Source organism: Zoogloea sp. 1C4 (assembly GCF_009469605.1).
Lineage (GTDB): Bacteria > Pseudomonadota > Gammaproteobacteria > Burkholderiales > Rhodocyclaceae > Zoogloea > Zoogloea oryzae.
This window is the reverse complement of record NZ_SSXU01000001.1, coordinates 217,402-231,444: the sequence shown is the minus strand read 5'-3', so window position 1 is coordinate 231,444 and position 14,043 is coordinate 217,402. Positions and strand designations below refer to the sequence as shown.

General features: G+C 72.1%; 9 protein-coding genes. All 9 read right to left on the bottom strand.

The genetic code is table 11. The annotated features are described in order from the left end of the window. Window position 1: 1 nt before the first annotated feature. The 9 genes from GH681_RS00975 to GH681_RS00935 all read right to left on the bottom strand — a co-directional run bounded on the left by GH681_RS00975 (window position 2) and on the right by GH681_RS00935 (window position 14,041). Window positions 2–2,851: a hypothetical protein gene (locus GH681_RS00975; RefSeq protein ID WP_153159590.1), complete on the bottom strand. Its 2,850-nt coding sequence runs from the start codon at window positions 2,849–2,851 to the stop codon at window positions 2–4. Between the two features lie 13 nt (window positions 2,852–2,864). Continuing rightward, window positions 2,865–4,109, bottom strand: coding sequence for a hypothetical protein (locus GH681_RS00970; protein WP_153159589.1), 1,245 nt, complete (start codon window positions 4,107–4,109; stop codon window positions 2,865–2,867). After that, the gene (locus tag GH681_RS00965) at window positions 4,106–6,520 is read right to left on the bottom strand and encodes a phage tail protein (protein ID WP_153159588.1); all 2,415 of its coding nucleotides are present in this window, start codon (window positions 6,518–6,520) and stop codon (window positions 4,106–4,108) included. Before GH681_RS00965 ends, GH681_RS00970 begins: the two co-directional genes overlap by 4 nt. Before the next feature lie 58 nt (window positions 6,521–6,578). After that, a complete protein-coding gene (locus tag GH681_RS00960; protein WP_153159587.1) occupies window positions 6,579–8,879 on the bottom strand; it encodes a putative baseplate assembly protein in 2,301 nt (766 codons plus the stop codon). 288 nt (window positions 8,880–9,167) lie between these two features. Beyond that, complete coding sequence (locus GH681_RS00955) at window positions 9,168–9,557, bottom strand: GPW/gp25 family protein (RefSeq protein ID WP_153159586.1); 390 nt, start codon at window positions 9,555–9,557, stop codon at window positions 9,168–9,170. Further along, window positions 9,554–12,079 (bottom strand): hypothetical protein, encoded by a 2,526-nt coding sequence (locus GH681_RS00950; RefSeq protein ID WP_153159585.1) that lies wholly within the window; start codon window positions 12,077–12,079, stop codon window positions 9,554–9,556. The genes GH681_RS00955 and GH681_RS00950 overlap by 4 nt, the downstream gene beginning before the upstream one ends. After that, a complete protein-coding gene (locus GH681_RS00945) occupies window positions 12,073–12,771 on the bottom strand; it encodes a phage baseplate assembly protein V (protein WP_153159584.1) in 699 nt (232 codons plus the stop codon). The genes GH681_RS00950 and GH681_RS00945 overlap by 7 nt, the downstream gene beginning before the upstream one ends. After that, on the bottom strand, window positions 12,768–13,847 hold the full coding sequence (locus GH681_RS00940; protein WP_153159583.1) for a phage late control D family protein: 1,080 nt from the start codon (window positions 13,845–13,847) through the stop codon (window positions 12,768–12,770). The genes GH681_RS00945 and GH681_RS00940 overlap by 4 nt, the downstream gene beginning before the upstream one ends. Continuing rightward, the gene (locus GH681_RS00935; protein WP_153159582.1) at window positions 13,844–14,041 is read right to left on the bottom strand and encodes a hypothetical protein; all 198 of its coding nucleotides are present in this window, start codon (window positions 14,039–14,041) and stop codon (window positions 13,844–13,846) included. The genes GH681_RS00940 and GH681_RS00935 overlap by 4 nt, the downstream gene beginning before the upstream one ends. Between the last annotated feature and the right edge of the window lie 2 nt (window positions 14,042–14,043).

Here is a 14,043-nt window from a genome sequence, read left to right as displayed (position 1 = left end):
ATCAGGTGCGCTTCACCAGTTTGAGGAAGCTGGCCTGGCCGCCGGTGATGCGCAGGAGGTTGGCGGTCTGGTCGAGCACCGGGCGGTTGGCGCTGGAAGCGGCGGTTTCGGTCTGGAGCTTTTCGATCACCGCCTCGGCGGGCTTGCCGGCCTGGATCTCGGCTTCCACCTTGACCGCCAGATCGGCGGGCACGCCCTTGGCGAGGGCTTCGGCCCCGGCCACCGCGGCGGCCCGGTCGGCCTGGAAGGCACTGCGGAACTTCTCGTAGCTCTCGGCGCCGAGGAGCTGCTGGGCTTCTTCCGGGGTCTTGGCGAGCACTTCCTTGACGGTGAGCTGGGTGTCGCTGCCGCGCACGTAGTCGGCCACCTTGCGGCTTTCGAGGCCGGCGCGCAGGTCGGCGTAGATGGGCCGGGCACCGGTGTCGGCAAAGTGGGCGGGGCCGTCCTGCACCAGATCGTCGGCGAGGGTGCGGGTGACCTCGGTGGTGCGCTTTACCGAGAGCTTGTTGACCACCGCGAGCGTCTGGGTGGGCTGCACGGCGGCGAGCACCTGGACGAGCTGGTAATCCGGGTATTCGGCGGCGTAGGTGTCAGCCACCTGACCGACGGCGATGCGCTTGCGTTCGGCGGGGTCGGCGACGGTGTTCTCGAGGGCCGCCTCGGTCGTCTGCACCTGGGCCAGGAAGGCTTGGTTGCGGGTGGTGACGGCAAGGCCCGAGCTGCTCATGTCGGCGGCCTGGACCAGATTGGCCTGCACGTCGGGCTGGGCCATCAGGGCTTCGACGATGGCGCGCTTCTCGGCGGGCTGGCGCAGATACTGGGCGCGCAGCTCTTCGGTGGTGAGGGCCTTCTGCTGGCCGCTTCGGGTGAAGCCCCGGACTTCCTGCAGGAAGGTGATCAGGAACTGCAGCACTTCGAGCAGGTAGAACAGGGCGTCGAGGAGCACCAGCCGTTGCTTGACGTACACCACGAAGTGCCGGGGCAGCATGTCGAGGCCGATGCGCGAGATGAGCCCGGCCATGGCCTCGGCGCTCTCGTTGATGGTGCCGAGCTGACCGAGGGCGTTGCCCGCGGTGAGGAGGGGATTGACGCCCCAGCGCTCTGCCTGATTGAGCGCGTCTTCCGGCAGCCGGCCGACCAGCGGGTGCTGGCGGGTGAGGCCCTGGAGGGGCACGACCAGCTTGACGATCTCGGTGCGGCGATTGACCAGATCGTCGAGTCCCATCATCTCGAAGAGGTTGCCGAGGATGCGGAAGTAGCCGGGCAGCGCCACGGCTTCGGTCTGCTGCTTGAGGCCTCCTTGGAACAGGGTCGCCTGGTGGGTGCTGTAGTGGGTGTTGGCGCCGGTGCCGCCGGTGCCTCCACCCGTGCCGCCGCCGGGTACGGTGGTGCCGCCTGTGGTGTCGTCAAGGCGGCGGGAGAGCTGGATCGGGTCCTTGTCGAAGACGTTGTTGAGGTCTTCGAGGATGTCGTCATCGTGGAGGGCGACGACCGCGTAGGGGATCACCCGGGTGGTGCGGAAGTAGCTCTCGCCCTGCTTGATGGCGCTCTTGACCAGCGGCGAGACCAGCCAGCGGCTGCCCTGGGCGGCCGCGAGCATCTTGTCGATGGTGTCGAAGCCGGTGTCGAACTCGCCGTCGGCAGCCCGTGGCTGGATCGGCAGGAAGCCGATCGGCGGGATGTGGCGGAAGCCGCGGGTAAAGAGGTTGTTGCCGTCCGGGTCCACCGGGCGCTGGGCGATGCTTTCGGCCAGCATGCACTGGAACTGGTGGATGCGCGCCCAGGCGGCGGCCCGGGGCGGGGCGCCGAAGCGGGTGCGGTGCCAGTTGTCGGCCTGGCTGTTGCTGATGGTGCGGCGGGGGATCCACTGGTCGAGGAACAGGATGCTGCCATCCTCACCCAGGTAGACCATTGCCAGGGGCACGGCGCTGGTGTCGTGGCGGCCCACGCCGGTATCGGCGTTGAAGGTGGCGTCGGTGCCGAAGCGCGGGTCCCAGCGCTTCCAGAGCGGGTGCTCGAAGACGTCGAAGTAGTAGGCCGAAAGGGTGCCGCGCAGATCCCAGGCGGACTGCAGATCCTGCCGGAAAGGCGTATCCACCGGGAAGCGCACCAGCGACAGGCCGAAACCACAGCGCCAGGTGTCGGCCTTGCAGTTGGCTGCGGCCGCGCCGCCGCAGATTTCGCCCATCACCTTGGCGCCGCCGGATTCGCTCTCGCTGGCCTGGATGATCAGCAGGTAGGGGCCGGAGGGCAGGCCGGCGCTGCCGCCAGTGGGGCCGGCAGGGTCGGGCGCGAGGCAGACGCAGGGGGTGAAGTCGTTGCCGCCGCCGATCACCTTCTGGGGCGTCTTGCGGTAGGCCCCCAGAAGCTGCTCGATGGTGAAGACGAAGAAGGGCTGCGAGACGACGATGGGGCGTCCGATGGCGTCGAAGGCGAGGCCCGGGGCGAGCACGATCTCGGCCGTCGGCGAGACGCCGCCGACGCGGGATTCGGAATCGATGCCGGTCTGGTTGAGGCCGTCGGCGCTCAGGCCCAGGCCCCAGGCGATGCCGGGCATCATGGCCTGGGCGTTGAGGCGGGCGCGGGCGTCAAAGTAGACGTCCTGCCGCGACAGGGCTTCGGCGGTGAGGTAGCGGCCGTTGAACCAGTTGGTGCGGCGCAGGGTGTTGTTGCCCCGTACATCGCCGGTGGGGCCGGTGGCAAAGCCGTTGTCGCTGCTCGTGCCGGCGTAGCCCTTGAGGAAATCGGCGATGGAGGCTTCGTCGGCGGCGCTGAGGGCCTCGTTACGGGCGACCTTGGCGATCATCGTCAAGAGGCCGGCGTCCATGTTCTTCCACTTTTTCGTGCTCATCTCGGCCTCCGGCTCAGGCGGTGGTGGGGTGGGTGGCAAACAGGCTGGCGTCGCGCCCGGTGCCCGGGGGCACCACTTCGCCAACGGCGCCCGCCAGGGGTTTGCCATCGATGTCGAGGAGGGCGTTCGGGCCGGTGCCCGCCAGGCAGACCTGATAGATCGTGCCGGCGGCCCACTCGCCGCCATCGACGGTGAGGGACAGACCGGTGGCCGTGGGCGTCTGGACGAGGATGGGCAGGCTCACCCAGGCCTTGGAGGGCTCGTCGAAGCGCAGCACGCGCACCGAAGGTTCGGCGATGCTGGCGGCGAGGATGGGGCGGGTGGTGCCCACGTCGATCAGCATGTGGCCGAGATCGGCACCGTCGCCCGGGTGGGCGCTGAGGCCGGCGGCCTGGAAGCGCGGCGTGCCGCCGGCGGCTTCGAGGTGGATGCCCAGGGCGAGGTCGGCCACCATCTGCACCGCCGGCAGCAGGGCGCGCACGCTGTTGTCGATGGCGCCGCCGAGCTTGACCCGCTCGGCCGGGTTGCCCACGGGTTCGAGGTCGAGCACGGCGAGGAGCAGGGGCGCGTCGTCGGCGCCGCTCCACAGGCGGGCGGGGGGCGGTACGTCCGGGTCGATGAGCTGGTCGAGGATGCGGGTGCGGAGGTCACCCGCCGGATTGGCGCGGGTGGTGATGTCGCGGATCGGCAGGCCGGTGAGATCCGGGGCCTTGGCTTCGAGGCACAGACGGTAGCCGTCCTGCACGCGGGAGGGCGACAGGCCAGCATCGGCGCCGGAGCAGGGCTGGGTGATGGCGGGCACCTGCTCGGTGAGGCAGGCCCGGTAGCGCAGCACCACGTACACCCGGCGGCGGGTGTCGATGGCGTCGGAGGCGGGTGCTGCCGGGTCGACCGGCGGAGCGGAGAGCTCGCCCCAGAAGGGCGACGCGGCAAGGCCGGTGATGTCGAGGCAGACCTTCTGGGGCACGTACACCTCGCGGCCCAGGGGGTCGATGGCGAGCCCGGTCTCGCAGGTGAGGGTGAGCGAGGTCTCGCTCTCCTGGCTGCCCACCTTCAGCCCCCAGACTGTGCCAAAGCCATGCAGGGCGGCGTTGTGCAGGCGGCTGCGGAGCAGGAAGTAGCGCTGCTCGGTGGTGAAATCCTCGGCCCCGAGGAGCTGCCCGTAGCTGTAGCGCAGACGGACGAAGGGATCGCCCGGCGTGGCCGGGTCGAGGTCGTCGAGGGGGGCGAAGACGTTGGCGGCGGTGGGGGTGCTCATGGCGATGCCTCCCATGGGTTCATGGGTTTGAAGTACGGGTAGCGGCCGTCGGATTCGGCGTGGCGGCCACGGTGGAGGGTGGTGAAAGTGGATAGCACGGCGCTGCCGAGCACCGCCGGCTGGGCGCGGTCCACCGGCCCCAGGTGCGAGATGCCGACGAGGCTGGCGCTGCCGACCCGGAAGCCGGCGTCCAGCCAGCACAGGCGGTGAAGGGTGTGGGCGGGCTTGTTGCGTTCGATGGCCAGGTCAAGGACGGCGGCCAGGGTGTCGCAGCGGGCCCGGGGCACGATCACCGTGAAGCGGTGGGCGTGGCGGCGGTAGAAGGCGATGAGGGCGTCGTCGGGCAGCGGGTCGTCCGGGTCGCGGGCCGGGCAGGGCTGGTTTTCCAGCGCACGGCGCAGCATCAGCGCGGCGTGGGCGCCGGCGAGCTCCTGCTCCCAGTCTTCGAGGCTGCCGGCGGCGAGGGTGCTTTCGCTGCCGCCCAGCTCAAGCGCCGGGCCGACCAGTGCGGTGCCGACGAAGGCGGCGGTGGGCCGACGCAGGCGGAAGCCTTCGATGATCTGCACCGGCGCCTCGGCGAGGATGGACAGCAGCTTGCCGAGCCCCGGCAACGTGCCGCGCGCCCGATACAGTTCGGCGATGTTCAGCAGCAGCTCGCGGCGCACCCCTTCGCGCACCCGGGCGTCGAAGCCGAGGGCGAGGAAATCCCCCAGCCAGGGCAGCGCCTCGGCGGGCACGAGGTTCGGGTCGAGGAGCTGGGGCAGCACGTCGATACGCTGGTCCATCTCGGTCATCCAGCCCTCGAAGAGCGCCAGGGCGCGCTCGGTGGCGTCGGCGCCGGCGGGGTCGGAGCGCCAGTAGGCGGGCAGGTAATCGAGCAGCGACGGGCGCGGGAAGGTGGCGCGCAGGGCGAACAGGCTGGGCCCCTGGCGCCGGCTGCCCGACAGGCGCACCCGCAGCCACAGGTAGCGGCCGGCGGGCGGGGTGAGCAGGTATTCAAGCGTGATCATGCCGGCGGGTGTGGGCGCGGCAGGCTGGCGGACGGCGGCCAGCGGGTCGTCGGACGGGCGCTCGCCGACGCTGCCGGAGAGCGCCACATCCGCCCGGGCGGTGCGGCGGTCGGCCACGCCGAGGGCGACCCAGCCTTCGGTTTCGTCAGCGATGCGCGAGCCCAGCGGCGGCCACGGGTCGTCGATGGCCGCCGGGCGCACGTCGCCGGCCCGGTCGGCGGGCAGGCGGGCGGCGCGGCGGATCTCGAAGGGCGGCAGGTCGTCGGCGGTCTTGGCCTCGATGCTCACCGCGCAGTCGGCGGGCAGGCACAGGTCGAGGAACAGCCGGTGCCAGCGGCAGCCGAAAATGCCGGAATCCAGTGCCCAGGTTTCGACCACGCCGCTGCCATCGAGCTCGGCTTCGCGGGCGTAGAGGGCGCGGGCGCCGGCGGCGGTGCTGGCCATCACCCGGGTGCCGTCGCAGTCCCGCTCGAGCCACAGGGCGCGGCCGTCGAAGCTGCGCACCGCAAAGCCCCGCTCGGCCTCGACGCTGTCTGCGGCCAGGGTGTATTCGCGGAAGAGGTAAGGCAGCGGATCGCCGGGGCGGTGGGAGACTTCGCCCACCAGCAGGCGGTTTGCGGCGGTGAGGATGAGCTGCAGCGGCGCGGTGGCCATGGGCAGGGTGTGGAGCACCGCCCCGGTGGGGCCGACGCGCAGCAGTTGCCAGCGCTCGGGGCCGCCTTCGACGAGGGCGATGGCCTCGGGCCAGGCGGGATCGGCGGTGATGGCGACGATGCGCCGGTCGGCAAGATCCGGCGGCGCGTAGCCCCGCCAGCTGCCGCCCCAGGGCTGCGCCACCAGCCGCGGGCTGGCAAGATCGCTCACCACCAGGCCGAAGGCGCTGCAGGCAAAGCCGTTGGGCTTGATGTCGTGGGGGATGGGCACCACCGCCTGCACGCGGAAATCCGGCGCCAGTAACAGCAGGCGACGGCCGATGCGGTCGAGCAGCCAGCAGCGGCCAAGGGGGTCGAGGGCGATGGCGTCCGGCGCGGAGGGCACGGGCGGCGGTGCGACGGGGGTGAAATCCAGCCCCGGCGCTGGCGTGGCTGCGGGCGCTGGCCGGGGCATCGGCATGGGCAGCCAGCCGGCGGGCGTGCGGATGGACAGCGGTTTGCCGGGCTCGGCCAGCACCACGTGGGCGTCGGTGCATTGGTCCGGCGGGCAGGCCAGCACCACCGCGCTGCCCAGGCGGGCGAGCCAGGCGGCGTAGTCGGCCGGGCTTGGGGGCGTGCTGCCGTCAATGGTGGCACCCTTGGGGGCGAGCACCACCGCGGCGGGCGTGCCTTCGATGCGCGTGCCGACGTGGTCGCAGCGTTCCCACATGGGGCGGCCGGTGAGGTGGGCGAAGCGCGGGCCGGTCATGGCAGCGTCTCCGATGCCGGGCACCGGGCGGCGAAGGGCGCGGTGCGGCGGGGGTTCATCAGCATTCCTCCTTGCCCACCGGCACCGGCATGCTGGTGACCGGCGTGGGGTCGGCCTCGGTATCCAGCGGCGGCAGGGCTTCGGCGGTGGCGTCGGCGCCGATGGTGACCTTCACCTCCAGCAGCACCGGCAACTGCCAGGGCAGCAGGGTGACGGTTTCTTCGACGGCGGTGCGCACGCCAGTGCGGCTGATCTCCTCACCCACCACCAGCACCTCGTTCACCAGCCGCACGCCTTGCACGCGCAGGGTGGCGGCTTCGATGTCGCGGTCGCGCACGTCGCGGCCGAAGGGCCAGCCCTTGCCGTCGGGGCCGTAGGGCGGCAGCGGCGCGAGGTGCTGGCGCAGGGCGAGCTCGATGTGGCGGCGCAGGGTTTCCTCGCCGGCGCCGGCATCGGGCTCGACGGCCACCGAGCACGACAGGCGCACGTACTGGGGCGGGGTGACGTAGAGCTCGGTGGTGACGAGGAGGCGCGGCTCCAGCCAGGCGCACACGCGGCGCAGCATTTCTTTGTCCGGCGTGGGCTGGTCGGGCTGCATGGGGTCGTAGGCGGGCAGCACGATCAGGGTGACCACGCCGGGCACGCCGTCCACCCGCTCGTGGGGCTTGTGGCGGGGCAGCACATGGGCGCGGCCCACCTGCACGGCGGGGGTTTCGAGGGCCAGGGCGGCGAAGTCGTCGGTGGCCACGGCGCGGTCGTTGTGGCGCAGGACTTCGGGGATGCGGGCGCTGGCTTCGGGCAGGGTCTCGGCGTCGGCGCCGAACTCGGCGGGCAGCGGGTTGGCGGCCTTGAGGGCGAGGGCGGCCGGCGGTGCGGCGCGGAACACCCGGTTGATGCGCTCGGCGCCCACGTTGCCGCGAACGCCGCCGCCGTACTTGTAGGTGAGGCAGCGGATCGCCTCGCCGGGCAGGGGGATGCGGCCGTGGATGCCGTCGCCGAAGGTGATGCTGCCGTCGGAAGGGTCGAGCGTGTAGAAGGGGTCGTCCGGGCCGGCGAGGGCGAGGTTGTCCACGACCTGCCAGTTCTCCCAGCCCAGGGGGCCGGCCACCTGCACCTGCTGGCTGCCCGGGATGACCGGGGTGCGCGACAGGGTGTGGCGCTGGCCGGTGCGGCCGTCGCCATAGCCCAGCAGCTCGGCCGCGGCGGTGACGGCCTGCTCGGTGCGCACCACGTTGGCGTCGATCCAGCGCAGGCGGATGGGCGGGTGGGTGGCATCGGCGCGGCTGACGCGGATCCAGCCGAGCACGCGCTGGGCGAGCTTGTCGTTGTCGATGCGCGGGGGGAGCTCGCCGATGCCCAGCAGATCGGGGTCGGCCGGGGTGAAGCTGGCGGCGGTCCAGTCGCCGAAAGGCTCGGCGCCGGCCTTGGCGTCGGGCAGGCGCAGGCGGATCGTGCCGCGACGGCCCAGGTTGTCGGTGGTGTCGGCCACCACGGCGAGGCGCTGGTAGCGCACCCGGTCCACCTGGGCGCTGGCGCCGGTGAAGCCGCCGGTGGAGATCTCCCAGCGCAGGGGCCAGCGTTCGGGGTCGGTGCCGGCGTCGGGGCAGCGGTGGTGGTCGGTGCTGCCGCACAGGGCGTCGTCGGTGCGGGCGCCCAGGTTGAGCACCTGCCCGGAGAGCCCGCGGCGCAGATTGGTGCGGGCGGCGGCGGCATCATTGCCGGCGGCCTTCAGGGCGTCGGCCCAGGTGGCTTCGGGGGCGGCAAGGCATAGCCAGATGCGCCCGTCGAGGCTGGCGCCGGACGAGACGGGTGCCGGCAGCCGGCCGCCCTTGGGCGCTTCGAGGGGGAAGGGCCGGTACTGGGCGAGGGACGGCGCGCTGCCCAGGTGGTCGACGAGCAGGGTGCTGACGTTCTCGATGCCACCGGCGAGGATCGGGCCCGAATACGGCTGCTTGATCCAGGCGGAAAGCTCCAGGGGCAGCACGGTGATCTCGTCGAGGGCCTGGAAGTGGATGTCGCCGGCGGTGAATTCGAGGGTCGGGCTGCCGACGGCGAAATCCACCGGCACGGGGGCCGGACTCCGGCGGGCCTCGAGCCTCACCATGGCCTGGGCGGCGCGGGCGGGCTTGGGCGGAATCGCCAGCAGGCGCAGGAATTCCAGCCGCGCCGCTTCGGGCACCCGGTTGAGCCGGTAGAGCACGTTGTCGCCGAGGGCGGCGAAGAGCTCGATGAGCGCGATGCCGGGATCGGAGGCGTTGTGGTCGGTCCATTCCGGCGCGTGGGTCGGGATGCGGCGGACCAGTTCGGCGCGCAGATCGTCGAAGGCGCGGTCGTCCAGGCGGGGAGGAAGGATGGCCATTTCAGCACCTCCCTGGAGTGGAGAGGCGGCGAGGTGCGCCGCTGAGCGCACAAAGGCCGCGAGTGTTGGGCTGTTTCATGTCAGTTCTCCATTGCGCGGCGCGCCACCCTCGGTGCATGAAACGGGCCACGGGCCGGCCGCGCTCGGCCGCTCCGGAGCGGCCGGCCCGTGGCCCAGTGGGGGGTGAGGCAGGGAATGCATGGCGCACCGCGCCATGCCTGCCGAACGGGCCGGCTGTGCAAAGCCGGCCCTCCTCGCCGCAGGCGCGTCGGGGGGCGTTGTTTCATCTCAGCTACCCCCGTTCAGGTAGAAGGGGAAGACGAGGTTCTGCACGCCGGGTTCGCCGAGGATCTCGTAGCGGATGGCGATGGAGAGCACGGTGGCTTCCCGCGGGTCGGTGTTGACCGCGACGGATTCGACGCGGATGCGCGCTTCATCCCGGGCCAGGGCGTCGGTGACGGCGGCGCGGATCTGGGTGCGCAGTTCGAGACTGTTGGGCGCAAAGAGGTATCGCCGCAGGCCGACGCCGAAATTGGGGCGGGCGATGCGCTCGCCGGGTTCGGTGAGGAGGATGGTGCGGATGGATTGCTCCACCGCGCCGGCGCCGGAGATCCAGCCGAAGCCGTCGCCGGTGACGAGCGGGAAACGAAGGCCGGTGCCGAGCTTGTCGATGCTCATGGTCCCCTCTTGGGAAATGGCAGGCAGAACTTGAGGAACAGCATCCAGCTGAACGAGGGCAGCGCGATGAGGATGGTGAAGATGATCTTGAAGAGGATCAGCGCGCAGATCGTCAGGATGGGGATGCCGAAGTTGCAGATCATGCCGATGCCGAAATCGCGGCGGGTGTCGGCCATGTCGGCGCCGGTGACGACCCCGGAGCCCGGCGGCGAGGCCATGCCGGCGAAGGGCTTGGCCCGGGCCCGGGCGATGCGCGGGATGTCGCGCAGCAGCTTGGGGATGTCGGGCATCTGGATGCTGGCCGGGCGGGCGCCGAGGAGGTCGGTGGGGTCGGCGATGGAGAAGGGCTCGCTGCGTTGCGTCCACACGATGCGTTCGGGCTCGCAGGGGGTGCGTCCGGCGACGCGCACCCAGCACCAGGCGGCGTAGAGGTGCTCGGCGTCGAAGCGCAGCCGCGGCTGGGCGTCGGCGGTGCGGGCTTCGGGCAGGGCGGCGCGTTCGGGGGCGGCGGTGTAGCGGGCGCCGGCGGCGGTGCGGAAGGCGTTGAGCGCGGCGTTGTCGATGCGGATGCCCGGCAGCACCAGCAGGCCGCACAGGGGCTGCTCGGTGAAGCTGAGGCGGGCGGCGCCGATGCCGAGACCGGGCTTGAGGCCGCCGAGGGCGGTGTCGAGGGTGGTCTCGATGTCGGCCGCGCGGGCCTTGAGCTGATCCAGCGCGCCGTTGCCGGCGGTGGCGAGGCCGTCGTCGAAGCGGCCGTAGATTTTGGCGATGGCCTGTCCGTAGCCGTGCACGTCGCGGATCCACTGGGCCGGCAGCGTCACCGGCGGCCACGGCGGGGTGGCGGTCACGTCGCCCCGGGCGGCTTCCATCGCCAGCACGGCCTCGATCTGCTCGGCCAGCGCCGGCAGGCCCAGCGCGCGTTTGCCGTCGGCGGCGAAGGCCTTGAGCTCGGTGGCCTTGCGGTCGCCGTAGAGGGTCTGATTGATGCTGGCGGCGATGGCGAGCCGGCAGCCGCGCAGGCGCAGCAGGGCCATCACCACCACCAGGGCCAGGTGGCCGGGATTGAAGAGGCTGGAGCTGCCCTGAGCGGGTGGCGGCAGGGCGGTGCCGGCGAGCCAGGCGTCCATCAGCTGGTGCAGGCGCAGGCGCAGCAGGGTGTCCCAGGCGCCGGCGGGGCCGCTGGCGGCGAGCCACTGGGCGGTCTGGTTGCCGGCGATGGGGCTGAAGTCGGGCAGGCTGTCGAAGAGGCCGGGCTCGGTGGCGGCCGAGGCCGCGTGGCTGTCGGCCCACAGGGTGTCGGCGCCCTTCACGTTGCCGGCGATGTCGGCGTCGTCGGTGGTGGCGGCGGTGACCGTCTGCCACAGGCGGGCGAGGGCTTCGGAGAGGGCGAGGTCGATGCTGCCGGCGACCACGTCATTCACCAGTCCGGCCGCCAGACCGGGCGGTGCGCTGGCGGCGAGCCCGACAGCGAAGGTTTCGGCCGTGGCGGTTGCGGCGGCGCCGGGGCGCGACGGTAGTACCGTGGCGTCCAGCAGGTTGCGCAGCTGCGGGCGGGCCGCGTCGCGCAGGTCGGCGGCGCTCTGGAACAGCGCGGCGAGGCGGTTGCCGCTCTGCTGGGCGAGGGCCGCGGCGATCTCGGCGGCGGTGCTGCCGCTGAGCTGTTCGGCGGGGATCTCCCGCGCGGCGCTGAACACCGGCAGGTAGCCGTAGAGGGTGCAGTGCTCGGCGGCGTGGCCGGCGTCGGGCGGCACCAGCAGGAGGGGCTGGCTGGCGAGGGCGATGGGCGGCAGCGGGTCGGCGGCGCCGAGGCCGAACAGGGTGCGCAGCCGCGCCTCCAGCCCGGCGGGCGGGGTGATGGCGGCCGGGTCGACCGGCGTGCCGGTGTGGAGGGTGGCGGGCAGCAGCGGCAGCCAGGCGCCGTGCTTTTCATCGACGGCGACCCAGTCTTCCCAGCGCTCAGCGGTCGCATCCGGCACCAGCCGGCGGATCACCGCGCCGCTGCCCTTCACTCGGCTGCGGGCCAGCCGCGGCAAGCCGGCGGCGCCGCAGTGGGTGTCGAAGCTGATGAGGTTGAAGCGCTCGTGGGTGGGCAGGTAGAGCTTGCGCAGCCAGGCCGGGGTGGTGGCTTTCTCGCCAGCCACGAGGCCGTGGGGGATGCCGTCGCCGTCCATCGCCGGGCCGGTGCTGGCTTCGATGTCGGCGGCGTCGGGCGGGCGGCGCACGATGCCGGTGGCGGTGGTTGGGTAGCGGGGCGCGCCGGCGACATCCACCAGCCCGGCGGGCGGCTCGGCCCAGTCGCGCCACGGGAGGAGCTTGGGCGGTGCGGGGCGCTTGCCGGCGGCGATGGCCAGGAAGTCGTCCATGAAGGCATCGCTCTCGAAGGAGAGGATGCGCGGGCGGGCGTCGACGGGCAGCGCGCCGGTGGGCCGCAGGAAGTAGGGCTCGCCCGCAAACAGGTGTTCCCGCGAGGGGTTGCGGTTGGCCGGGACGAGGAGCCGCGCGGCGGGGGCCTTGGCTACCATATGTTCCCCGCGCCCGGCGTGTAGCTGGCCGACACCACGCTGTTGGTGATGACGGTGTCGGCCTTCACCACGCCGGAGAAGCTGGACATGGCGGCGTTGACAGTGACCATCGCGGCGGTGACGTCGAGGCCCGCCGGGGCGTTGATCTTCACCTTGACGTTGGCGGTGATCTCGATGTTGCCGACGGCGTCGATCTTGATGGTGGCGCCGTTGCTGTGGGTGAGGGTGACGGTGCCGCCGGCCGCGTCGTCCAGCGTGAAGGTGTGGCCGCCCTTGGTCTTGAGCTCGACCTTCTCGGCGCCGGCGGTGTCGTCGAAGGTGAGCTTGTGGCCGCTGCGGGAGGTGACGGAGCGCACGTTGTTGGCGCTGTCCATCGTCTCGGGCGGGGCGTCCACGCCGTTCCAGAGGGCGCCGATCACCACCGGGCGGCGGGGGTCGCCGGCGGTGAAGGCGACCAGCACTTCGTCGTCCACCTCGGGGATGAACCAGGTGCCCCGGTCGCCGCCGGCCATCATCGTCGCGAGGCGGGCCCAGGCCAGCGCGCTGCCGCCGTCACTCTCTTCGACGAAGGGCAGCTTGACCTGTACCCGGCCCTGGTTGTCCGGGTCTTGAACGTCGGTGACGAGGGCCGGGTAGACGCCGTAGAGGCGCGGGCGGTCGCCGGCCGGGGTGGCGCTTGCGCCGGGGATCATGAGGATTCTCCCAGGTTGGGCCGCTGGGCCTCGAACTCGGTGCGAAAGCCCTCCTGCTGGTCGAAGCGGTGGGTGACGGCGGTGACCAGATAGGTGCCGGCAAACCACGGGCCAAGATCGACGAGTTCGACCTTCGAGCCCACGTGCAGCTGCGGCGTGCCGCGGGTGACGCCGACCCCGCGCACGAAGCGGCGGGCGCGGCGGCGCAGGGCGGCTTCGGCCAGCGTGCGGGCTTCGGCGCCGGTAGCGGGGGCTTCCAGGTGCAGGTCGTCCGCGGCGTTGGGGAAGACCTGGGTGACGATCTCGGGGCCCAGGCGGCCGGGGCCGGCTTCGGGGCGGATCGCGTCGGCGCCGGCGCTTTCGTGGATGCCTTCCTTGGCGGCCACGTCGTAGCCATGGACGCGCACTTCGCCCCGCTGGTGGGCGAGGTCGGCCAGCACCGTGAAGCGGATCAGTTCGTTCTCGCGGGAGAGGCGGATCGGCGGATCGGTGAGGGCGGAGGCTTCGTTGATGTGCGCGGTGCCGTCGCGAAGACTGATGAGCGCGTCGCCAGTGCGGCTGCGCAGGGCGGAGAGCTCGTCCTCGTTCACCTGGAGCAGTTCGACATGGCTGGCGCCGCTGCGGCCGGAATCCGGGCTGAGGCCGGCGTCGGACAGGATGCGGGTGGCGATGTCGCCGTCGCTCTGGTTTTCGGAGAGCCGGGTGCGGCGGCGATAGCGCAGGCCCGCGAGGGCGTCTTCGGCGAGCAGGGTGAGTTCGGGCGGGCGCAGCTCAGGAAAGGCCGCGCCCATGCCGGTGATGAGGCCGTCGAACACGGTTTGTGCCTGCCCGCTGGTGGTGAAGGCGATGGCGAGGCGCTTGCCGAAGTCGATGTCGGCGGTGTGGAAGTGCACGTAATCCACCGGATCGCCGGATTCGCGGCTGCCCCAGTTGAGGAACACGGCCTCCAGCGAGGCCACGCCGGCGGCGTCGGCGCGGGCTTCGAGGCGGATCAGGTCGGTCTCGAGGCGCTCGGCGCGTCGGCCATCCACCTTGATCTGCGGGCGGGCGCTGGCGAGGAGGGGCGCGTCGCTCATGGACAATCGCTCCGGTGACGCAGCTGGCGTTCGAGTTCTTCGGCCACCAGGGCGCGGACGAGGGCGCGGAGCTCCTCGATGCGCACTTCGAAGGCGGCGTCTTCGGCTGGTGCGCCGCCGCCGCTGCCCCGCTCGGTGCCTTCGCCGGGCAGGGTTTCGATGGTGGTGGAGAGTTCGCCGATGGTGACGGTCATGG